Annotated in this window: 19 protein-coding genes; 11 read left to right on the top strand and 8 right to left on the bottom strand. The window is 41.3% G+C overall.

What is annotated here, in order from left to right:
- Positions 1 to 5: 5 nt before the first annotated feature.
- A complete protein-coding gene (locus tag ACH3Z1_RS13260) occupies positions 6 to 1043 on the top strand; it encodes an agmatine deiminase family protein (protein ID WP_490822477.1) in 1038 nt (345 codons plus the stop codon).
- 133 nt (positions 1044 to 1176) lie between these two features.
- On the opposite strand, the gene ACH3Z1_RS13255 is transcribed toward ACH3Z1_RS13260, so the two are convergent.
- The 3 genes from ACH3Z1_RS13255 to ACH3Z1_RS13245 are packed head-to-tail and all read right to left on the bottom strand — an operon-like array spanning position 1177 to position 3766.
- On the bottom strand, positions 1177 to 1773 hold the full coding sequence (locus ACH3Z1_RS13255; RefSeq protein WP_490822476.1) for a methyltransferase domain-containing protein: 597 nt from the start codon (positions 1771 to 1773) through the stop codon (positions 1177 to 1179).
- Between the two features lies 1 nt (position 1774).
- Positions 1775 to 3115 carry a M24 family metallopeptidase gene (locus tag ACH3Z1_RS13250; protein ID WP_490822475.1) on the bottom strand — a complete coding sequence of 447 codons (1341 nt, stop codon included), beginning with the start codon at positions 3113 to 3115 and terminating at the stop codon, positions 1775 to 1777.
- 30 nt (positions 3116 to 3145) lie between these two features.
- Complete coding sequence (locus ACH3Z1_RS13245; protein ID WP_490822474.1) at positions 3146 to 3766, bottom strand: hydrolase; 621 nt, start codon at positions 3764 to 3766, stop codon at positions 3146 to 3148.
- A gap of 191 nt (positions 3767 to 3957) precedes the next feature.
- Here ACH3Z1_RS13245 and ACH3Z1_RS13240 point away from each other — a divergent pair, with 191 nt between their 5' ends.
- The 7 genes from ACH3Z1_RS13240 to ACH3Z1_RS13210 all read left to right on the top strand — a co-directional run bounded on the left by ACH3Z1_RS13240 (position 3958) and on the right by ACH3Z1_RS13210 (position 11035).
- Complete coding sequence (locus ACH3Z1_RS13240; RefSeq protein ID WP_490822473.1) at positions 3958 to 4767, top strand: N-acetylmuramoyl-L-alanine amidase; 810 nt, start codon at positions 3958 to 3960, stop codon at positions 4765 to 4767.
- Positions 4768 to 5027: 260 nt separating this feature from the next.
- Positions 5028 to 6185, top strand: coding sequence for an acyl-CoA dehydrogenase (locus ACH3Z1_RS13235; RefSeq protein WP_490822472.1), 1158 nt, complete (start codon positions 5028 to 5030; stop codon positions 6183 to 6185).
- A gap of 322 nt (positions 6186 to 6507) precedes the next feature.
- Complete coding sequence (locus tag ACH3Z1_RS13230; protein ID WP_490822471.1) at positions 6508 to 7434, top strand: hypothetical protein; 927 nt, start codon at positions 6508 to 6510, stop codon at positions 7432 to 7434.
- 144 nt (positions 7435 to 7578) lie between these two features.
- Complete coding sequence (locus ACH3Z1_RS13225) at positions 7579 to 7986, top strand: hypothetical protein (protein WP_490822470.1); 408 nt, start codon at positions 7579 to 7581, stop codon at positions 7984 to 7986.
- 173 nt (positions 7987 to 8159) lie between these two features.
- Entirely contained in the window at positions 8160 to 8597 is a 438-nt protein-coding gene (locus ACH3Z1_RS13220; RefSeq protein ID WP_490822469.1) for a hypothetical protein, read from the top strand.
- A gap of 749 nt (positions 8598 to 9346) precedes the next feature.
- Entirely contained in the window at positions 9347 to 9802 is a 456-nt protein-coding gene (locus ACH3Z1_RS13215) for a hypothetical protein (RefSeq protein ID WP_490822468.1), read from the top strand.
- A 132-nt stretch (positions 9803 to 9934) separates the two neighbouring features.
- The gene (locus tag ACH3Z1_RS13210) at positions 9935 to 11035 is read left to right on the top strand and encodes a Gfo/Idh/MocA family protein (protein ID WP_490822467.1); all 1101 of its coding nucleotides are present in this window, start codon (positions 9935 to 9937) and stop codon (positions 11033 to 11035) included.
- A 20-nt stretch (positions 11036 to 11055) separates the two neighbouring features.
- On the opposite strand, the gene ACH3Z1_RS13205 is transcribed toward ACH3Z1_RS13210, so the two are convergent.
- From ACH3Z1_RS13205 to ACH3Z1_RS13195, 3 genes are all read right to left on the bottom strand, one after another.
- Positions 11056 to 12117, bottom strand: a complete 1062-nt coding sequence (locus ACH3Z1_RS13205; protein WP_490822466.1) for an Ig-like domain-containing domain — start codon at positions 12115 to 12117, stop codon at positions 11056 to 11058.
- 37 nt (positions 12118 to 12154) lie between these two features.
- Positions 12155 to 13261 carry a hypothetical protein gene (locus ACH3Z1_RS13200; RefSeq protein ID WP_490822465.1) on the bottom strand — a complete coding sequence of 369 codons (1107 nt, stop codon included), beginning with the start codon at positions 13259 to 13261 and terminating at the stop codon, positions 12155 to 12157.
- Positions 13262 to 13596: 335 nt separating this feature from the next.
- Positions 13597 to 13872: a hypothetical protein gene (locus ACH3Z1_RS13195; RefSeq protein WP_490822464.1), complete on the bottom strand. Its 276-nt coding sequence runs from the start codon at positions 13870 to 13872 to the stop codon at positions 13597 to 13599.
- A 685-nt stretch (positions 13873 to 14557) separates the two neighbouring features.
- Between ACH3Z1_RS13195 and ACH3Z1_RS13190 the strand changes: the two genes are divergently transcribed.
- A complete protein-coding gene (locus ACH3Z1_RS13190; protein WP_490822463.1) occupies positions 14558 to 15484 on the top strand; it encodes a fasciclin domain-containing protein in 927 nt (308 codons plus the stop codon).
- A gap of 101 nt (positions 15485 to 15585) precedes the next feature.
- Here ACH3Z1_RS13190 and ACH3Z1_RS13185 read toward each other — a convergent pair whose 3' ends face one another.
- The gene (locus ACH3Z1_RS13185) at positions 15586 to 17559 is read right to left on the bottom strand and encodes an ABC-F family ATP-binding cassette domain-containing protein (RefSeq protein ID WP_490822462.1); all 1974 of its coding nucleotides are present in this window, start codon (positions 17557 to 17559) and stop codon (positions 15586 to 15588) included.
- Positions 17560 to 17644: 85 nt separating this feature from the next.
- On the opposite strand from ACH3Z1_RS13185, the gene ACH3Z1_RS13180 reads away from it, so the two are divergent.
- Positions 17645 to 18229, top strand: coding sequence for a DUF3347 domain-containing protein (locus ACH3Z1_RS13180; protein ID WP_490822461.1), 585 nt, complete (start codon positions 17645 to 17647; stop codon positions 18227 to 18229).
- A 54-nt stretch (positions 18230 to 18283) separates the two neighbouring features.
- The gene (locus ACH3Z1_RS13175) at positions 18284 to 20635 is read left to right on the top strand and encodes a TonB-dependent receptor (protein ID WP_490822460.1); all 2352 of its coding nucleotides are present in this window, start codon (positions 18284 to 18286) and stop codon (positions 20633 to 20635) included.
- A gap of 136 nt (positions 20636 to 20771) precedes the next feature.
- Here ACH3Z1_RS13175 and ACH3Z1_RS13170 read toward each other — a convergent pair whose 3' ends face one another.
- A complete protein-coding gene (locus ACH3Z1_RS13170; RefSeq protein WP_490822459.1) occupies positions 20772 to 22055 on the bottom strand; it encodes a hypothetical protein in 1284 nt (427 codons plus the stop codon).
- Between the last annotated feature and the right edge of the window lie 125 nt (positions 22056 to 22180).

Below are 22180 nucleotides of genomic sequence, written 5' to 3'. Positions count from 1 at the left end.
TAAAATTGACTACTCCTAAATCTCTTGGATATCGCTTCCCCGCTGAATTCGAGCAACACGAAGCAACATGGTTAAGCTGGCCGCATAAAGAAGCAAGCTGGCCGGGTAAAATCGACAGCATCTATCCCAACTATGCGCAATTTGTAAAGTATCTCGCCCTTAGTGAGAAAGTGCGCATCAACGTAGCCAACGAAGCCATGAAACTATTTGCCATCGGCCATCTCGAGAATGCCGGTGTAAACATGTCGCAGGTAGAATTTTTCCAGCACCCCACCAACGATGCCTGGTGCCGCGATCATGGACCTGCTTTCCTGATCAACTCCAATGCTGAACAGCGAAAAGTAATTGTTGACTGGAATTATAATGCATGGGGGAATAAATATCCGCCCTACGATTTAGATGATGTTATTCCCACCCTAATTGGACAACATTTCAATATACCTGTATTTAATCCCGGCATTGTAATGGAAGGCGGATCGGTTGAATTCAATGGAGCTGGAACCGTATTAACTTCTACCTGCTGTCTGCTCAACCCCAACCGCAACCCTCACCTGAACCAGTCGCAGATAGAACAATACCTCATCGATTATTATGGTATGGAACAGGTTCTCTGGGTTGATGAAGGCATTGTGGGTGATGACACTGACGGACATATTGATGATACCGTTCGTTTTGTGAATGCAGATACCGTGATCACAGTCATTGAAGAAAATAAACAGGATGAGAATTATGCCTTACTGCAAACCAACCTGCAGCAATTAAAAGAAATGCGTTTGCTCAACGGTAAACAGTTGAACATCATCGAACTGCCCATGCCCGATGCAGTGGTATTCGAAGACCAGCGTTTGCCTGCCTCTTATGCCAATTTCTATATCAGCAATCAACACGTGATGGTGCCCACTTTCCGCTCGGCTAAAGATGATAAAGCATTATCTATAATCGCCGATGCGTTCAAAGACCGAGAAGTAGTGGGTATCGACTCAACCGATATCATCTGGGGACTCGGCAGCTTCCATTGTCTCAGCCAACAAGAACCGAAGTAGATGGCGGATGTCAGATGTCAGATGTCTGATTTATTTTGCCTCCCTCCGTGAAACTCCGTGCCGTACTCCGTGTAACTCTGTGGTTTAATTGCATATTTTACCACAGAGTTACACGGAGTTTTTGCACAGAGTTTCACAGAGGGGTGAGAATAAAGAACAATTCGCTTCCTGAACGTTGTGGGATGGAGTTATGGGCAGTCTCCATTTTTTTTATAGTGAAGTATGGACTAAATAAATCCCTGTATGCTTGCTCATTGCCTCCAAAGGGCGGACTGTTGTCAAATGAACGATTGAAGAGCAGACCCACTAATTTTCCACCTGGTTTTAGTAGTGCATGCATTTTCTCTGCATATGCTTTTCTTAATGAAGGATCAATAGCGCAGAAAAAAGTTTGTTCTAGTATAAGATCATAACTACCTGACAGCTCAAAAAAATCGCTACAGATAACGCTAACCGCATTTCCATAGGGTTTGAATTGATGGCTTAACCTTTCTGCCACCACAGGAGCAAAATCGATCACGGTAATATTGGTAAAACCATTTGCCAGCAGGTAAGCAGCTTCATAACTATTACCGCCACCCGGTATGAGTATGCTGATATCTTTATGTACCAACTGGTCTACATAAGTTTTGAGAGGGGTAGATATATAACCTATATCCCAACCTGTTTGCTGTTGCTGGTATCGATCGTTCCAGTATTCAGCAGATAAAAATGAATGCGAATCATTCATGCTAATCTCCAATATGTGATGGGTGAGAAGGAACCAGTAACAATTTTACCTGTCTGCCACTGATGTACCTGAATTGTTTTCCATCCCAGAAACCGTCCTGTTCCAGCATCATACGAACATCTTTTTTCCATTCCGGAACAGGGGTAGATGCATTTAATTCAATCGAGTAAGCAGTTCGGTCACGCATGGCATAATCGCCGGTGCCCTGAACGCTTACCTGGTTATCCCACATACCAATGGTAGTGCCGGCGGCATGACCATGATAACCGATAGGGTGGGTATAAATAACGGCTTGTATATTCTCTGCTTTGGCCTGTGCCAGTGCATCTTTCAAGATCTGGTTACCCGTTTTGCCTGTTTTAAATTGTGCGGTAAGTATATCCTGCACCCGATTGGCATTTTCAAAAGCTTTTACGAGACTGGCAGGTGCTGTTTTTTCTCCGGGTTGTAAAACATAGGCATGCTGCTGGATATCGGTATTCAGTCTTAAATAAGTGATGCCAATATCTACATGCAATAAATCACCTGTTCTGATCACTTCATCATTGGGCCGTGTAGAGAATGTACGCAGGTGATCAAAATTTTCCGGATCATTTCTTTGAACCGAAACAGAAGGGTGGAACCAGGTTTCCAGTCCAAGATCGCGGATCTTCTGACGGAACCACCATACCAGGTCATTGGTAGTGGTAACACCGGGCATGATAACTTTTTCGGAGAATCCTTCTTTAATGATATCATGTGTAATCTGAATCAACTGCGGATACAATTGCATTTCTTTTTCCGTTCTTGTTTCCAGCCATCTTACGGCCAGTGTTTCTGCGCTCACTACTTTTTTGGCAGTGGCAGCAGGTAATTTCGCCAACAGTTCTTTTTGTTCAGTGTAAGTGAGACCATCTGCATGACCAAAGTCAGCAGAATAATTCAAGCCAATTTTAGTGGGGCTTCTTTGCTGGATCAGGTCAACCACAGCATCCCACTGGTCGGGGAATTTTGTCATGTCCCATGATGCTTTGATTTCTGAACCCACATTGTATCTCGACACAGCCAGTTTTTCAAAAGCGCCTGATGCACTGCGATAAAAAATCAATACGGTTCTTCTTCTGGCGGCAAACCAGGTAGAAGGCAACATGGTTTTAATCACAGGGTCTTCATTGTATTCCCTTGAAATTACTACCCACATATCAATACCTGTTTCTTTCATGAGAACAGGTAACAGGTTGTTGAGTCGTTCAGCCAGTATTTCATCCACCACCCTTGATTGTTCTTTCAAAGGCAAAATATACTGCCCCCGGGACTGGGATAGGCAGGATGCCAGGAGGATGACCATGATAAGTTTTCTCATATGAGGTTTGATTTTCTTATTTCTTATTCCTTATTCGATATTTCTCTGTTCCCCTGTTCTCTCCGCCTGTCTGGGAATAATAAACCCGATCAGTTCATTCAGTTCAATCCCGGCTCTTTCGCAGGCATCACGAATATCGTCACGGGAGACATTGGCGGCAAAGGATTTTTCTTTGAGCCTTTTATTCACACCTTTCACATCCATGCCATCATATCCACCCGGACGCATCAGTGAGTAAGCATGTATCAGTCCGGAGAGTTCATCAAAAGCATATAGCATTTTGTCCATTTCGGTTTCAGGCATCACACCAAAATGAACATGACCATGCGAAGCGATGGCACGGATGATTTCGGGATCAACATTTCTGTTCTCCAGTTCTTCAATTATTTTTTTGCAATGAAGATCTGGCCACTGATCCCAGTCGGCATCGTGTAAAAGGCCCGCCATTTCCCAGCGCCATTGAGTGGCTTCATCGGCCTGTAATTGTTCAGCGGCCCAGCATTTCATGAGATGGGCTACCTGTTGCATGTGTAGTTTCAGTTTGGGGTTGAGTACCCAATCGTTAAAGAGAGCTTCTGCTTCTGCTCTTGTTAATACATTTCCTTTATTCTCAAGGTTTCCAAAATCAGTTCTGCCGAGGTGAAGAGACATAGGTTTTATTTTATCCTGAAATCCACCTATTCTGTGCATCTCTGTGTCTTCAGTGGCATTAAATTGCCACTGAAGACACAGAGATGCACAGAATGATTTACTATAACAGGATACTAAAAATAAGTAAATAACTGTAAGGGTAAGGGAGACGCATACACAGTTTATTTGTACTTTTCCATTTTAAGAAAAAAATGAAAAACTATATTCCCATTTGTATCGTATTGGTATTAATTGCCTGTTCAAGAAATCCATATAAGTCAACCAATAAAGTCTATACAAAAAAAGCGAAGGAATACGCCAAAACATTGAAAACAGCACCGGTAGAAGCATTTGTATCAGATTCTATGGGTCTGCCGCCCTATTGGGTGGGCACCACCAATTTCAATATGCGGAAACCCAATTTTGTCATCATACACCATACGGCACAGAATTCCTGTGAGCAGACTTTGAAAACTTTTACACTGGCAAGAACGGCCGTGAGTGCGCATTATGTAATCTGTAAAAGCGGTGTATTACACCATATGCTCAGCGATTACCTGCGTGCCTGGCATGGCGGGGTAGGAAAGTGGGGTAATATGACCGACATCAATTCATCCTCCATCGGTATTGAACTCGATAACAATGGCTTTGAGCCATTCGACAGTTTACAGATCAACAGCCTGATCAGTTTACTCACGCGGCTCAAAAAGGAACACAATATTCCCACGGCCAATTTTATTGGTCATGGCGATATTGCCCCTACCCGTAAAAACGATCCCAATTACCGTTTCCCCTGGAAAAAACTGGCGGAGAAAGGTTTTGGTTTATGGTACGATGATGTGCGGGAAGAAGTACCCGCCAACTTCAACCATATTCAGGCATTGCGAATCATTGGTTACGATGTAAAAGATACCAGCGCCGCCATCCAGTCCTTCAAACGCCATTTCCTGCAGGATACCACCAGGCAGTTGACGACCCTGGATAAAAGCGTGTTGTATAATTTGCAGAAGAAATACTATTGAATTTTTTGATGTCAGATGGCAGATGTCGGATTTGCTTTTCCCTGCGTAAACTCTCCGTACTCCTTTCTCTGCGGTGAGGCTCCTAACGTGTCACCCTGACGAAGGAACGGCACCGCAGAGAACGTGCGTTAGCAGCGTTTCGCAGAGAGCTATTTTAGGATAATTTCAAAAAAAATCTGAGATCTGCCATCTGACATCAAAAAATCCTCCTTTCCTAACGTTTGTTAGCTTATTTTTGCCCCGCCAAAAAGTATAAGACTATGCAATTCCAACTCAGCGAAGAACACCTGATGATCCAGAAAGCGGCCCGTGATTTTGCCCAGAATGAATGTTTACCCGGCGTAATTGAGCGCGATGAAAAACAGCAGTTCCCCAAAGAACAGATCATGAAACTCGCAGAACTGGGTTTTATGGGTATGATGGTAGACCCCCAATATGGCGGTGCCGGCATGGATACCGTGAGTTATGTACTGGCCATGGAAGAAATCAGTAAGGTAGATGCCAGCGTGAGTGTATGTATGAGCGTAAACAACAGCCTGGTGTGCTGGGGACTGGAAGCATATGGCAGCGAAGAACAGAAACAAAAATACCTCACACCATTGGCGCAGGGTCGTAAAGATGGTGAATTATATATCGGCGCCTTTTTATTGAGCGAACCGGAAGCGGGTAGTGATGCCACCAGTCAGCGTACCACTGCAGAAGATATGGGCGATCATTATTTACTGAGTGGAACCAAGAACTGGATCACCAATGGTTCATCGGCATCGGTGTACTTAGTGATGGCGCAGACCGATCCTGCAAAAGGAAGCAAGGGTATCAATGCGTTTATCGTAGAAAAAAACTGGCCGGGTGTAACCGTTGCCGCCAAAGAAAATAAACTGGGTATACGCGGAAGTGATACACATTCCATTTTACTCACCGATGTAAAAGTACCTAAGGCAAACAGGATCGGGGAAGATGGTTTTGGTTTCAAGTTTGCCATGAAAACACTGGCAGGTGGACGTATTGGTATTGCCTCACAGGCGCTGGGTATTGCAAGTGGTGCTTATGAACTGGCACTGGCCTACAGTAAACAGCGTAAAGCTTTTGGTAAAGAAATCATGCACCACCAGGCCATACAGTTTAAACTGGCCGATATGGCCACCAAGGTAGAAGCCGCAAGATTACTCTGTCTGAAAGCCGCCTGGGAAAAAGACAGTAAACAGGATTATACTCTCAGCTCATCCATGGCCAAAGTATTTGCCAGCGAAGCCGCCATGTGGATTGCCACCGAAGCCGTTCAGGTACACGGCGGTTATGGTTTTGTAAAAGAATACCATGTAGAAAGACTGATGCGCGATGCTAAAATTACCCAGATTTATGAAGGAACGAGTGAAGTGCAAAGGATTGTGATTAGTAGGAGCATTTTGGGGAAGTAAAAATTTAAAAAAGCATAATGCTTTTACGCTCAATTTGCGAAGCAGTGGGGGTGTGGGTGAGTTAAAGAATAAAAAGGTGGACTTTAAAAGCCCACCTTTTTATTTTGCTTACAGTCTTCTAAGCAATATTTGGTATTAGCAATTATGATCAGGTTAATAGAATCAATATTAGCGAAAGCCAATAGAAGAATGATAATTGCCTAAAGTTTACTTGGATATTTAATATTGGATGGATAGATTTACTAATATGAGAGCAATTTTGTATAGTCTTTTTTAGATGTTTAAGTGTTTATTAAATTACGTATAAGAATATTCGATTTATATGATTAATGAAGATTTATTGATAAAGAGATTGTCTGTCATAAAGTTACTATATAAAATAGGGCTTGAACAATCGAAACAGACAGAGACGATTTCTTTTTTTTCAATACTTACGTTTCATGATAGTATTGAGATGTTTTTAAGGCTAGCTGCAGAACATCAAGATATCAAGTCGGATAAGTTTTCATTTATTGAGTATTGGGATAATATACCTCAACTTACTTTGAAAGAAAGCATGCGTAACTTAAATACAAGAAGGGTTAACTTAAAGCATAAAGGTCTTATACCTGCAAAAATTGAAGTTGAGGCTTCGAGAGTAAACGCAAAAGATTTTTTTGAACAGAATACAAAACCAATTTTTAATATTGAATTTTCAGCTATCTCACTATTTGAATTAATTAAATTTTCAGACACTAAAAATTATTTAATGTTGTCGCAAGACTTTTTAAATAAAGGAGATGTTATCGGGTGTGTGGAAAATGCTGCAAAGGGGTTTTATGAATTACTCTTTGAGTATAAAAAAAATAAAAGAGATTGGAATGATAGAACTCATTTCAATTTTACTGAAAAAGTTAGATATACTACGAATTATTCGATGGGACAAAGAAGTGAGTCTTCTGATAGAAGATTTAAGGAAATTGTTGATAAGGTTAATTTAAATTTCGAACAAATCGAAAAAGCTTTAGAAGTTATTTCGTTAGGTTTTGACTATCGAAAGTATTCAAAATTTAAAATGTTAACTCCTATAACATATCGAATGGCTAGCGGAGATTATCATATGGAAATAGTCAAGAAAAAGAATTGGAATAATGAAAATTGTCAATTTTTAATAGATTTTGTTCTTGAGTGTGCACTAAAACTTCAAGAGTTTGATTTTGATAATGAAAATTTAGAGCCCTTAGATCCATTTATTTTACAGATAAAATAGAATACCTTCCTTCCTTTTTCAGCGGAATATTTTTAAATAATTGCAGTTTGTTTCTTCTCAGCAGAGTATTAAAAAATAAAAAAAGTTTGTCGAAGACATCTACATGGAGCACCTGCGGAGAAAAAAATGATAAAAGAAACCATAATGAATGCAAGAGTTTATAGAGTGGATATGAGGCTATCACCATTAGATTTTCCGTCTATAATTGGATTAGGAGAAACATCTATTTCATATTACTCAGAACCAAAACTTATTGATGGCAAGCTAGTATTAACAATAGCGAAAAAATTCGTTCTTCTAGACATGAATACCAATAAGGAATACGATGTTCTAACAGTGCAATCTGTATATCAAATACCACCCAATGAAATCAAGAGTAGAGAAGATGTATATGAATTTTATAAAGACGCTATACTAAGCCTGAATGAGGCATACAAGTATGCAGAAAGTAAGATGCCAACACTTCCCAAAAGAGAATTTCCCACACAACCAATAGATGAATACCAGAAAGAGATTGACCGTGTATTTAATTTAATAAATAGTCGAAACTGAGTTTTTTCTCAATAGAGTATTAAAAAACAAAAGAAGCATGTTGAAGAGTCTTTCTAAATCAATAAAAGTTTGGTGTAGGTTCTGTAATTACCCCCGCGTTTTTATTGATATTTTGTAAGTGATAAAATAGATGGATTTTATCACTAAATCTAAGAGAAGAAAAGAAATCTAAGATGGACAATTTACTTTACATCGGACAATGGCAGGGCTTCTTTAAATACGGGCCAGAATACGGTACGATAGTCGAAGGTCATGAAGTGGAATTTCGCCTTTTTATTGAAGAATATGAATATGGTCAATTCAGAGGACGGATTATTGATTGGGATGGCTTAGGCGTAGACGGAGAAGTGTCTGTCATGAAGGGCTTTATTAATGAAGGTGTAGTTAGTTTTACAAAACACTATGGCCAAAGTTTTATTATTGATGAACTTGGAAATAGTAGCATAATTGAAGGCATTCCCGGTCATACAGTTATATATGAAGGACACTTCGATGAAAAAATGAGGTGTTTTGTCGGAACATGGGAGATTGTGATAGATTTAGAACATGCCACAGACACGACATTTCAAGAAATATTATCGGGAACATGGCGAATGTACCGACATGACTGATACACCTCTTTCTTTCCCAGCAGAGTATTCAAAAATAAAAGAAGTTCGTCGAAGAGTCTCCGAGGAACGAGGCACTCTTTGTGTTACACAGCTAGCGTGTGTCATTTGCTTTTGCTGTTGTTAGTCGCCTGACTAATAACATATGCCTAAGCCGGTATTTCCCTGCATTATTCAATATTTCTCTTTTCTCCGGCGATAGATGGTATCTGCTCAATACCAACTTCAGGTTGTAGTGTATTGAAAATCAGTAGTATAACAGATATAAAACTGATCCTATCCCAATATAATTCCACTTTTTAAAGGACCGGCTTGTATCGGGGTTGTATCCGGCTTATATCCGGCTTATATCTGGCTTATATATTTGGATAAGATGAACCAGACTCTTGCGATTACTGGCCGTCTGACTACAGGTGTTAGCGAGAAAATATCCTTCGTCGCCATTTCCGATCTGTGATCGGAATGCTTCTCAGGATGACAAACAAACAGGGCGAGTAAAGTGGGATTGATTGGCAAAGCCAATCAATCCCACTGCATTTCTTCTGCATTTTTAGTCATCCTGAGAAGCATTAATAACCGCAGGTTATTATCTGCGACGAAGGATATTCTCTCACCGAGAAACAAGTGACACTTCGTGTTACACGGCCAGGGTTCTTCATTTACGTTTGCCACAGATGATCGGTATTTATCACTAACTTAACTATCCCAGAGTATAAATAGCATATTGTATTAACACCCATTGAATAGTTAGTATGAACAAAATATTGCTTGCCTTCGGCATTGCTGGTTTATTGTTTTCCTGTGCAGGTGATCAGTCAAATGAAAAGAAACATAGTGCAGGTATAGATACTTCATCTACAACAACCTTATCATCAGAAAAACCTGGCACTACAAAAAACGATGTACTGCAACTTCTTCAGGGCAAATGGCAGCATGAAGAAGATACTTCCAATTATCTTGTTTTTGAAGGGAATAAAAGAAAGGAAATCGCTGGCGGTATGACAGATTGGGATGAAGAGGAGTTTATTTTAGCTGATAAATGCGTAAATGAATCCGATAAGGATAACGGACATGAACCGGAAGTATTTGCTTATATTACCTGTGTTACATCTGATTTATGCTGGTACATTATGGATTTGAATGAGAAAACATTATCGCTTCAATACATGGCAAGGGGAAATACATTAACGTATAAGCGGGTGAAATAAAACTTCTTTCTCCTATGCGTGCCTGACAATTAACTGATCTCGAAAAATTACACTGTACTCAACAGTACATAAACTGATGTATAAGAGATCAATCGATAATTTGCTATTTTGTACGATAAATATTGCATTGCCATGAGCAAATTTGTTTTTACCATATTATTTCTAACAGTCCTTTGTTTGCATACAAATGGTCAGCAAGCACCACTCAGGGTGGGTGTAGTAGGCTTAACACATACCCATGTTCATTGGATATTAGGCAGACCCAAAGATGAGAAAATTGCCATCGTAGGTATTGTTGAAACAAATAAAGAACTGGCAGAGCGTTACGTAAAACAGCATGGCTTTTCTATGGACCTGGTTTTTTCGTCATTGAAAGAAATGATTGCCAAAACAAAACCAGAAGCAGTTACTGCTTTTGGTACCATCTATGAACATTTGGAAGTGGTAAAAACATGTGCCCCATTGGGTATTCATGTAATGGTAGAAAAGCCGTTAGCGGTAAGCATGCAACATGCAAAGCAGATGGAAGCACTGGCCAGGCAATACAAAATTCACCTGCTCACGAATTATGAAACAAGCTGGTATCCAACGGTGCATACAGCCAACGAATGGGTTAAAATGGACAGCATCGGAAAAGTTACGCAGCTAGTCATCAGAGACGGACATAGGGGTCCTGTAAAAATTGGCGTCAACAAAGAATTTTTAGAATGGCTTACCGACCCCATCAAAAATGGGGGTGGAGCCATTACAGATTTTGGCTGTTATGGTGCCAATATCAGTACCTGGCTATTAAATGGTAAAAAACCCATTTCAGTAACGGCTGTAACGCAACAGTTACAAAAAGAGAACAATCCGAAGGTTGATGATGAGTCAACTATACTACTTACCTATGATAACGCCAAAGCAACCATACAGGCTTCCTGGAACTGGCCCATCGGTAGAAAGGATATGGAAGTATATGGCACTACCGGGGTGATTTATGCCGACAACAGAAATAATTTGCGGGTGAGAATGGCAGAAGGATATGATGGGTTTAAAGAATCATCTTACCAGTTAAAAGAACGACCATCTCCTTATAATGATCCTTTTTCATTGTTGGCCATGGTGATCAGAAAAGAAATAGTATTGGCGCCATACGATCTTTCATCACTCGAAAACAATATGGTTGTCATGGAAATTTTAGAAGCAGCCAAATTATCTGCCAAAACGGGAAAGACGGTGATTTTAAAATAGGAAGACAGTTTTATACGCTATCATTTAATCACAAAATACTTTGTATAATATTCCTGTGTGGAAGGCTTCTGGGTTTTTGTGATGTCCCGGTCAAAAACTTTATTGAGGTTGTTTCCTGCCAGGTCTTCCAGTTTAGATAAGATACGCAGCATATACCTGCCAGCACTCCAGTTTTGTTCCGGGATAAAATAACATGACCTGTCTTTATCACGCACCTCAAAGTTCCCCTTGATCCTCGTTCCTTTTTCGTCAAACACCTGTAAGCAGTCCAATAATAAAAAATGATCCAGTGCCTTATCCAAACGAATTGACAGGGCTGTGTTGGATTGCGCCTGCGGTGATTCGAGTTGCCATTTTGCAGGATTGGGTGATATGCTATCCCGTATGCCGGTAACAAATGATTTTATATAATCCTGTTTCATTCCAGTCCCCTCTGTGTCCTGCCAGTTGCTGGAGATGACTAACTGGTATGTTGTATTGGCCTGCATGGGTGCACCTAACCTCAGATTGGGTTGCAGGTTGCGTTTGATTCTGCCGGGATCGAACCAGATGGTAAGAACCGTTCTGTCTTCATTCCACAGTTCAGGTTGCAGATCGAGAAAGGTATCAGATAAAGTATCTTTTTCATTCCTGACGAGTTTGATATGTTGTAAAGATTCACCCTCCCGCATGGGTTGAGAGAATTCGATATAGAGCTTCAGGGTATTTTCGGGAAGGGTGTCCTGTTGCGGGTACACCGTAATGACTTGCGGAGCTGTGTGATTGTTATCTATCGGTACCTGAAAATGACCCACTTGCTTATCCTGCACAAATACAGTATAACCGGCACCCTGTTGAAAAGGGATCAGGGGTTCGAACAATAAGCCGTTCTGAAAATGGTAATAACCAAGCAGGGTGGTCGTGTCATTTTCTTTTCTGATCCTGACGGTGCTTTTGATGTCTGATGTAGATATATCTTTTACCAGATGAGAGGGTATCAATACTGCTTTGGCTTTATTCCCCTCCCGGATGATAGTAATTGTTTTCGGACCTTCTTTACAGGAGAAAAGCAACATAAGCGCAAAAAATAACAGGTTACGCAATTGGCATAACCTGTTATGTTGTATGTTTTGAAAGCTTTTACAATGCATCGTTCTTAACGGTGGTCAGATCCAATGAGCCATTGTCTTTTTTCTGCATGATGACTACACTGTTATTGTCCAGTTTATCCATCTGTTGCACTTTGGTTAAATTAGGTAATACGGCAAATGCAGTTCCTGCAGTAGTAGCAACCCTTTCTGTGATCGTACCTTCAAATGCTGCAATGGTTTTGTAATTCACTTCGGTAACAGAGCGGGCTGTATTACCCATGATCAGAAAAGTTTCGCCCCCTTTAGTAATGGTGGTCATATCGATGGGTGTATTTCCGCTGCCCATTTCTGCCACGGTTCTGCCTTTTACATGCTGACCTGATTTTAATTCATCCAATGGATATAAAACCAACGGCGTACAGGTATAGCTGGCGATGATGTATTCTTTACCATTGATTTTGCCGGTGGTAAATGTGCGGATAGGAGAGGTCGTCTCAAAACGGCCATGCGCACCATGGTACATTTCCAGTGAAGCCATTTCCTGACGGTCGGTAAACGGAAAAGGAATACTGCGCAGCGAAGAACTGAATTCTTTGTTCGACAATCCGCTTACCAATACTTTACCATTGGCAAAGCCCATATCTGAAATGGTAGATACGCGTAAAGAACGGCCTCTGGCATCTTTGGCATCTTCGGCGGCCACATCATTGAGGGCAATACTGGAGTAGTTTACTTCTTTTAAAGAAACTGCTTCTATTTTTTCACCTTCCAGTTTTACGATCACAGGTGTACCATCACTGTTTTGTACACCGATGTATAATTTTTTGGAGAGCGGGTTAACGGCCATATCGGTGATGGTAATTTTCTCTTTCGTGGTACCCAGTGCTTCGGCTATTTTCTGGTCGATGCCGCTTACATCAATGGCTGCTGCATTGTTGTTGTTTTTGGCATCTTTTGTATCAACCGCAAAAATGGTAGCGCTTTTCGAATCGCCGATAAACAGGATCCCATCCTTACCAAAAGTTAAGGCACTCACAGATTTAATATCCGGTGTTCCTTTGGTTAAGCCAAAGGGTGAGTTGGTAAAAGGTTTGGTGGCTGCCAGCAATGCGATGACTGCCAGAACCGTAAGGAAATAGAAATAATTCTTTTTCATTGTTACTATTTGTTGGGTGATTGGATGTATCGTAATACGAAATATTGCCGGTTTGGGTTGCCGTTTTAAGGCTTAGTAAGATACACAAACTAAACAGAAATACCTGCAGCAATTAAAGTGTTGGGCAAAAACTGCCGTTTTATCGGTAGAAAACAGGGAGTATCATGCTAATGAGCAAACCTCCGTGCAACTCCGTGCCGTACTCCGTGTAACTCTGTGGTTTAATATTTAAGACTCTTTTCAACCACAGAGTTACACAGAGTGTTACGCGGAGTTGCACGGAGGTTTGCATCTCTCGCCGTTGTTGGTCAGGCGACCAACAACGGGGAACCAAACTAATTGTAAATTATTTGCCAAACTCCAACCCCAAATAAAACCAAAGAAAGCACCAGCCAGATGATATCCATTCCTTTGCTGCGAAAAAGATTCCAGCTAGCCAGGCCAGCCAGGAAGACTGGTAAGACAATCATTGGTAAAGACAGTAATTCAAATAAGCCACCAATAAAAATATTGTTGTACACATTAAAATGCTTACCCGTATACCAGAAAAGCACAACAGCCACCATCAGCAAAAAAATTGTGCGGTTGGATAGGTTGAGTGGTTTTTTCATGCAATATGAATATACCTGTAATTTATGGGTTATCAGGTGGATGATCAAACCTCTGTGCAACTCCGTGCCGTACTCCGTGTAACTCTGTGGTTTAATTTCTAAGACTTTTTAACCACAGAGTTACGCAGAGTGTTACACGGAGTTGCACGGAGATTTTTTTTATTGCAAGAGGTAGTTTCAATGCTGAGAAAGAGAGGATGATTCAATTTGCTAACACTGTGTATTGATTTGTTTATTTTTTTTGTTGATTTAATGGATGCTGGTCAAACAAAAATGTTATAACATTTTTTTTACAAGTTTTTTCAACCAAATGGAAGCTGCACTTGTTAATCCGATTACCCTCGCAGCAGAATTCTTGAAAATGTGTGCTTGTACACATGACCCTAATGAACCCTTAAACATTCGGCATGCGATTTGTTTTGTAGTGAGTTGTATTGAAGACTGCAGCTGTCAATACACTACCATAACAAATCATTGTTGGGTTATTTAATTGTAAAACATAAAGACGTAGTTGATGGAAACGTACACGTATCCAAACAGTAGTTCTGTGTCATTACCCAAGCCATGGCAACAGGTCTTTCTATTGTTGCATGGTAAAGGTCGAATACAGATGGTAACGGATACCATGATTTGTCAGACCAATATTTTTTACACATCCCATTATTAACAAACTAAAAAACGAGTTATGATCAAGCACAGCAAAATTTTGATGTTGGCAGGTATGTTGTTCTTTATGCTGGTATCATGTAAAAAAGAAGAAGCGGTACCTGCAAAAACGATTGCCACACTGGTTACTGAAAATGCAAATTTGTCTTTATTGAAAACAGCCGTAGTGAGGGCTGGTTTGGTAGAAACATTATCCGGTCAGGGTACGTTTACGGTTTTTGCACCCGATAACAGTGCATTTGCTGCTGCGGGTCTTGGTACAGAAGCAGCGATCAATGCAGTACCTGAAGCTACTTTGCGTCAGATTATTTTATACCATGTACTGGCGCAGGAATACGCTTCCGGTAGTATACCATCTGCCACCACGGAATTAGCCACAGCAGCGCAGGCAAATGCATATGTTACCAAAAACAGTAATGGTGTATTTGTAAATGGTGCAGCAGTAACAACAGCCGATATTGACGCACAGAACGGGGTTGTACATGTTATCAATAAAGTACTCATGCCACCACCCGGAAACCTTGTTCAACTGGCGCAGGCAAATGCCAATTTATCTTTCCTGGTAGCAGCCGTTGTAAGAGCAAGCCAGGGTAATACCAATGTGGCTGGCGTATTATCTGGTGCCGGCCCGTACACCGTATTTGCACCCACCAATACAGCATTCCAGAATGCGGGTTTTCCTACTATCGAGTCTATTCAGCAGGCTGATCCTAATACGCTGGCTTCTATTCTTACCTATCATGTAGTAGGAGCAAGGGTGTTTTCATCTGATCTTACCGAAGGCGCAAAACCTGCTACCCTGAATGGAGCCAGTGTGACCATTACACTTACAGGTGGGGCCAAAGTAAAAGGCAATTCAAATAATACGGCAGCCAATATTACCAGTACCAATATCATGGCCAGCAATGGTGTGGTACATGTAATTGATGCGGTATTGCTGCCTTAAGCAGGGCTTTGCAAATAATACATTTTTTCTGTGTAATTCTGTGTTCTCAGTGGCAGTTCATTGCCACTGAAGACACAGAACTGCACTGAAGAATTCTCCTTTCACGCTTCCATCTCCATTACTTTCTCAAACACTTCTTCATACTCTTTATTCAGCTCATTCCATTTAGCCTGTGTTTGTTTATAAGACGCTTCGAGTTCCTGGAATTTTTTAGGATCAGAATAATTGGATGGATCACCCAATGCCGCTTCCTGTCTGGCTTTTTCTTCCTTGCATTTATTCAGCTCTGTTTCAAGGTTGGTAAGCCTGCGTTTCTGTTTCTGTAATTCCTTCTGCTTCTCCCTGTCAATCGCCTGGTTAGGAGTATTTGTTTTTTCTTCTTTCACCAGCACCACTTCTTTCTTCACTTCCTCCACCTGTGTTTTTTCTTTCGGACTTTCGGTCTTCCGGTCTCCCTGACTTCCCTTTATCTTCTCCATCCTTTCATTCCACTCCACCCATTCCTGGTAAGTGCCCTTAAACTCTTTGATCTGGTGATCTACAATCTCCCAGATTTTATTGGCCGTCTTCGAAATAAAATATCGGTCGTGACTTACCAGAATAATACTGCCTTCATATTTATTCAATGCTTCTGCCAGCAGTTCCACCGAGTGCATGTCGAGGTGGTTGGTAGGTTCATCGAGAATGAGGAAGTTGGCTTTGCTCACAATGGTTTTGGCCAGTGCCACACGTGCTTTTTCACCACCACTTAATACACGAATGCGTTTGTCCACATCATCACCACTGAACAGAAAAGCACCCAGTAAGGCACGCAGTTCCACATCGGTTTTCTTGCTGCCGCATTGCTGTAATTCTTCGAGAATGGTATTGTTTAACGTAAGTGCTTCTAACTGGTGCTGGGCATAGAAACTTTCCTCTACATTATGCCCCCATACACGCTCTCCCTCAAAAGGCTCAGTTCCACCCACCATACGCAGTACGGTCGATTTACCTTTTCCGTTGGCACCAATAAGGGCAATTTTATCGCCTCGTTCAATTTCGGCATTGGCCGCATCCACAATCCTGATCTTGCCGAAATGTTTGGTGGCATTTTTCAATTCCACCAATACTTTACCCGGCACTTTATCTAACTGGAAATTGATGCGCAGATCGGGTCTTTCGAGTTTAACGTCTTCAATCTTTTCAATTTTATCGAGGCGTTTCTGAATACTCTGGGCCTGTGCTGCTTTACTGGCTTTGGCTTTAAAGCGTTCAATAAAACGTTCCTGCTGACGAATATAATCCTGCTGGTTCTCAAAAGCCTTCTGCTGCATTTCTATACGCAGGGCTTTCTCTGTTTCATAATAAGTATAATCACCGGAATAAATATGCAGTTCCTGCTGGTACACTTCCACGATCTTGTTCACCATTCTGTTGAGGAAGAATTTATCGTGGCTCACAATCACTACGCTTCCCTGGTAATGCAACAGGTATTTCTCCAGCCATTCGATGGATGGAAGATCGAGGTGGTTGGTAGGTTCATCGAGTAATAATACATCTGGCTGTTGTAATATCATTTTACACAGAAGCACCCGCATTCTCCATCCACCACTGAATTCCTTGTAAGGGCGGGAGAGGTCTTCATTGCTGAAACCCAGTCCATGTAACACTTCTTCGGCTTTGTGGTGAATATTATAGCCATCGAGTACATCCAGCTCATGCAATGCATCGGTGTACTGGATGAGGAGGTCATTGTTTTCGGAGTCTTTTTCCAGTTCGTGTCCCAGACGTTCAATATCTTTCTCGAGCTGGCGCACCCTTTCAAAAGCACCCAATGCCACTTCGGTAATGGTATCATTGGTATCAAAACTCAGGAGATCCTGGTGCAGGTAACCGATGGTGGTATCTCTTCCTTTTTCTACGGTTCCTTTGGATGGGGTGTATTCACCTACCAGCACTTTGAGCAGGGTAGATTTTCCGGTACCATTATAACCAATCAAACCAATACGGTCGCCGGGTTGTATATGCCAGGTAGCATCTTCCACAATTACACGGGCACCAAATTCAAAAGTCACATTCTGTAAGCCGATCAACATTTCTTAACAACGATTTAGGAGCGCAAAGGTAATTGCAAACGGCTGCCAATTCAATTTGCTTTAGTTTTGTGCAAAATTTTATCATATGAATAAGATACTGGTACTGGCAGGAATCGTTTTCCTGGCTGCCTGCGGTGGCAAGGATGAAAAAGCGGCTGTTGCCGATACTACCCCCAAAACACTGGCCGCAAGTGCCCATTCAGATAGTTTCAACCTTGCATTTGGCAAGATGCTCGATAGTTATTTTCAGTTAAAAGACCATTTTATTGCGGAAAAAGATACGCTGATTGCCCAGCAGTCAGTGGCACTCATCAGCGATGTGGCAGCAGCAGCCGTTGGTTTCCAGGAACTGAAAGCCGATTCTGCAGTGGCTTCTACGGCCCATAGTTATGCGGTAAGCATTAGTTCAGAACTCAAATCCATTGTCTCTGAAACCGATCGCGAAGAGCGACGTAAATCCTTCCAGGTGGTAAGTGAGCAGATATATGACCTCCTCCGTACCGTTCGTTACGACAGGGCAGTGGTATATCACCAGTATTGTCCTATGGCTTTTAACGACGCAGGCGCCTTCTGGTTAAGCAACTCATCTGATATCCGTAATCCCTACCTCCCCAAAAAAATGCTGACCTGTGGTGAGGTAAAAGATTCGATTGATTTCCGGAAATTCTAATGAATAACCCTGCCCCGGACTTAAGTCCGGGGCAGGGTTAAGTAATTTTTATATATGCGTATTTCTTTTTTGGTGTTTTCTTTTCTCTTCTCGTTAATTGCAACCGCACAGGAAAAAGTAACACTGAATGGTTACCTCAAAGATTCTCTCACCGGCGAAACACTTATTGGTGCCAATATCCTGGTAACAGGCGAGGGCAGGGGGGTACAGAGTAACCAGTATGGTTTTTATTCCATCACACTCAATAAAGGAACCTACAAACTCCTGGTCTCATTTATTGGTTACCAGCCCAAAGAAATTACGGTTGACCTGCAGAAAGATCTCCAGGAAAATATTCTCTTATTACCCAATGCGGCCATCATCAGCAACGTAACAGTGATTGGCAGAAGAAGAGACAATAATGTGAAGACGGCGCAGATGGGTAAGATAGAACTGAGTGTAAACACCGCCAAAGCATTACCCGCTTTACTAGGCGAAGTAGACCTGCTGAAAACTTTACAACTCTTACCGGGTGTACGCAATGCAGGTGAAGGCAATGCGGGTTTTTATGTACGTGGTGGCGGACCCGATCAAAACCTCATTCTGCTCGATGATGCAGTGGTATACAACACCGGACATTTATTTGGATTCTTCTCCATCTTTAATGCCGATGCCATTAAAAACGTAACGCTCATTAAAGGTGGTATGCCGGCACAATATGGTGGCCGTTTATCTTCTGTGGTTGATGTGGCCATGAAAGAAGGCAACAACAATAAAACACAGATTGATGCAGGTATTGGTTTGATTGCCTCACGTTTTTCGATACAGGGACCTTTGAAAAAAAATAAAGCATCTTATATGTTATCGGCAAGAAGAACATATGTAGACATGCTGACTAAACCTTTTATCAAAAAAGACAATGAATTCTATGGCTCCGGTTATTATTTCTACGACCTGAATGCCAAAATGAATTATCGCTTCTCCGAAAAAGATATCCTTTACCTCAGTGGTTATTTTGGTCGCGACCAGTTTAATTTCAATAACAGCAAACGTTCCTTTGCCATCGATATTCCATGGGGTAACAGTACGGCTACGTTAAGATGGAACCATATTTTCAGTAAAAAATTATTCGCCAATACCACAGCCGTTTACAATGATTATAAGTTTCAGTTAACAGGCAGACAGAATGATTTCAACATCAATCTCTCTTCCGGTATCCGCGACCTGAACCTGAAAACAGATTTTGATTATTATCCAAGTCCCGAACACAAACTCAAATTCGGTGCACAATACACATTCCATACATTCTTACCCAATGTACTCAGCGGCAACCAGGATACGGTGGTGTTTGAACCCAATAATGCTACTAAGAAATTCGCCAATGAATATGCGGTATATGTTCAGGATGATTGGGAGCTGAACAGTAAGCTGAAATTAAATTATGGTATTCGTTACAGTGTTTTTCAACAGGTGGGGCGATATACTTTTTACGAACGCGATGCCAACGGAAATAAACTAGACAGCACTGTATATAAAAGGGGACAAACTGTAAAAGCCTATGGTGGACTGGAACCCAGGGCTACGCTGCGTTATGCATTCAATGAGTTGTCTTCGTTTAAAGCAGCGGTAACGCGCAATATCCAGTATATACATTTAGTGACTAATGCAGGTACCACATTACCCACCGATTTATGGGTGCCCAGTACCATTCGTGTGCAGCCACAAACCGGCTGGCAATATGCCATGGGTTATTTCAGAAACTTCAACAATGGCATGTTTGAAACATCTGTTGAACTCTATTACAAAACCATGAATAACCAGATCGAATACAGAGAAGGTTACACACCTTCTTTAAAAGATCCGGAAGAAGAATTTGTTTTTGGTAAAGGCTGGAGTTATGGTGCAGAACTTTTCATCAATAAAGTAAAGGGAAGACTTACCGGCTGGATTGGTTATACCCTTAGCTGGACATGGCGCAAATTTCCCGATCTGAATGATGGTTTGAAATACCCAAGCCGTTACGATCGCCGTCATGATATGTCGATTGTAGGTACATATGAATTATCAAAGAAATGGAAAGCTTCTGCCGTATTTATTTATGGAACAGGTAATGCTACTTCGCTGCCAGAACGTTTTTATTTTGTAGGAGGGGTACTTACACAGGAATACAGCCGCATCAATGCCTATAGAATGAAAGCATACCATAGAATGGATCTGTCATTCACCTATACACCTACGCCGAAGAAAGTAAGAAAGTACACATCCAACTGGGTCTTCAGTTTATACAATACCTATAGCCGGCTGAATCCATACTTCATCTACTTCGACCAGGAAGGCGATGCCAGTAACGGAACATTACAGGTAAAAGCAAAACAGGTGTCTTTGTTTCCCATTATTCCGGCGGTGACGTGGAATATTAAAATTTGAAAATTAGTTAATTTGAAAATTTGAAAATGTAAGGACTTTGCAAGCAAAGCATTTGTTTAGTTTAAATCATTACTCAGTAACCTGACACACTCAATGCTTCTTCATTTTCAAATTAGCACACTTTCAAATTTTCAAATTATTCCTTGTATTCAATCACCACTTTCGCATTCCTTTGTTCATTGGAAACGAGGAAGATTTCGTAGCGTTTTTTTCCGGCGGTGATGACCATCAGTGCGCTGTTGGGTGGAATTTCGCCCAGGTTTTCTGCTACCATGATTAATTCATGTCGCTTACTTTCATCTGAGCAATCAATTTTTAAACGGAGTGGTGTATAAGTCAGTTTAGCCTGACTGATGACCAGTTTATTATTGTGGTAGAGAGAGATGGTATCATTATCGATGGTACCATTATCAAAAATTTCTACGGTTGCTATACGTTCATTGGTATAGATGGTTTTCACAAGATTGTTTTCACGTTCCAATAATACTTTAGGAATCGGGCCTTGTGATGCCGGTGGTTTTTCCCATTTCACAATGGGGGTATCTGTTTTTCTTCCTGATACCGTTACATCGGGTTTCCATGTTGTTGCAGCGGCAGGAGGTGGGGTAGTAGCTGTGCCTGGTTTTACATCCTGTTTAGCTGCTGCATTATTTGTTTTGGCAGCCGTTTTATTTTGTGCGTTTGTATTTTGTTTTACCGGTGGTTTACTGGTATTGGTTTTGTTGTTGGCCGGTGGAACTGCTTTGGCAGTCGTATTTGTTTTTGCCGGTGGCGTGGTCGCAGGTTTTTGGATATTGATTTTTACCGGCGCTTTTGTTGTATTGTCTTTTTGAGTGTTGTTATTATTAGGTACTGTAACTTTCTTTTGTTGCTGGGTAGTGGGTGGTGGAATGATGGGTGTTCTCCTGGCAGTAGACTCAGGTCTTTTTTTCAGCAGAAAAGGTTCCAGTTCAAAATCAGATTCTTTTACCCTTTCCAGGTACACTTTACCGCTACCACAGTCCACTTTTGTTTTTTCATTCACAGAACTAAAAGTGCCCTGTAATACTTCCAGCTTACCTATTTTGGAATATTCAAGGTAACAGGTCATTAAACAGGGTTGACTTTTGTCGGTGATCTTTACTTCTTCCAGACCAGTTTCTGTAAGAATCAGGTTTTTGGTTTGAACAGTATAAATACCCCTGAAAGCAGCTTTGCCATAAAAGACAGTGCTTTTATAAGAATAGGTAACGCCTTTGAGTCCGTTATTGGCTTGTTGGTCAATTTGTACTTCGTATTTATAGAGTTCCTGACGAACATCTTCCCTGTACAAACCGCTGGAAGAACTGAAATACCCGCGCCAGATACCGGTCAGGTCCTGAGCACCTGCGGCAATAGCGAACACCAGTAAAATAGGGGTTAGGGTAAACTTCAGTTTCATTCGGGCAAAACTACAACTGCAATATAGTGTATGCTGATAAAGAAGCGTTAAATAAGCTGCTAGCTGTTAGCTTCTAGCTAATAGAAAGTAAAGACCGTTCTATTACAGAACAAATAGTCAATTCC

It is taken from the genome of Sediminibacterium sp. FW305-C-49 (assembly GCF_058231085.1).
The sequence above is the reverse complement of the archived record's forward strand: the minus strand, read 5'-3'. Positions and strand labels throughout refer to the sequence as shown.

What these genes read in the sequence shown, in the direction of transcription:
- ACH3Z1_RS13245 (WP_490822474.1), bottom strand. Translation starts at nt 3,766, where the DNA reads ATGTCTCTTCACCTCGGCAGAACTGATTTTGGAAACCTTGAGAATAAA.
- ACH3Z1_RS13170 (WP_490822459.1), bottom strand. Translation starts at nt 22,055, where the DNA reads ATGAAACTGAAGTTTACCCTAACCCCTATTTTACTGGTGTTCGCTATT.
- ACH3Z1_RS13175 (WP_490822460.1), top strand. Translation starts at nt 18,284, where the DNA reads ATGCGTATTTCTTTTTTGGTGTTTTCTTTTCTCTTCTCGTTAATTGCA.
- ACH3Z1_RS13220 (WP_490822469.1), top strand. Translation starts at nt 8,160, where the DNA reads ATGGACAATTTACTTTACATCGGACAATGGCAGGGCTTCTTTAAATAC.
- ACH3Z1_RS13185 (WP_490822462.1), bottom strand. Translation starts at nt 17,559, where the DNA reads ATGTTGATCGGCTTACAGAATGTGACTTTTGAATTTGGTGCCCGTGTA.
- ACH3Z1_RS13195 (WP_490822464.1), bottom strand. Translation starts at nt 13,872, where the DNA reads ATGAAAAAACCACTCAACCTATCCAACCGCACAATTTTTTTGCTGATG.
- ACH3Z1_RS13240 (WP_490822473.1), top strand. Translation starts at nt 3,958, where the DNA reads ATGAAAAACTATATTCCCATTTGTATCGTATTGGTATTAATTGCCTGT.
- ACH3Z1_RS13235 (WP_490822472.1), top strand. Translation starts at nt 5,028, where the DNA reads ATGCAATTCCAACTCAGCGAAGAACACCTGATGATCCAGAAAGCGGCC.
- ACH3Z1_RS13230 (WP_490822471.1), top strand. Translation starts at nt 6,508, where the DNA reads ATGATTAATGAAGATTTATTGATAAAGAGATTGTCTGTCATAAAGTTA.
- ACH3Z1_RS13255 (WP_490822476.1), bottom strand. Translation starts at nt 1,773, where the DNA reads ATGAATGATTCGCATTCATTTTTATCTGCTGAATACTGGAACGATCGA.
- ACH3Z1_RS13190 (WP_490822463.1), top strand. Translation starts at nt 14,558, where the DNA reads ATGATCAAGCACAGCAAAATTTTGATGTTGGCAGGTATGTTGTTCTTT.
- ACH3Z1_RS13200 (WP_490822465.1), bottom strand. Translation starts at nt 13,261, where the DNA reads ATGAAAAAGAATTATTTCTATTTCCTTACGGTTCTGGCAGTCATCGCA.
- ACH3Z1_RS13215 (WP_490822468.1), top strand. Translation starts at nt 9,347, where the DNA reads ATGAACAAAATATTGCTTGCCTTCGGCATTGCTGGTTTATTGTTTTCC.
- ACH3Z1_RS13225 (WP_490822470.1), top strand. Translation starts at nt 7,579, where the DNA reads ATGAATGCAAGAGTTTATAGAGTGGATATGAGGCTATCACCATTAGAT.
- ACH3Z1_RS13250 (WP_490822475.1), bottom strand. Translation starts at nt 3,115, where the DNA reads ATGAGAAAACTTATCATGGTCATCCTCCTGGCATCCTGCCTATCCCAG.
- ACH3Z1_RS13210 (WP_490822467.1), top strand. Translation starts at nt 9,935, where the DNA reads ATGAGCAAATTTGTTTTTACCATATTATTTCTAACAGTCCTTTGTTTG.
- ACH3Z1_RS13180 (WP_490822461.1), top strand. Translation starts at nt 17,645, where the DNA reads ATGAATAAGATACTGGTACTGGCAGGAATCGTTTTCCTGGCTGCCTGC.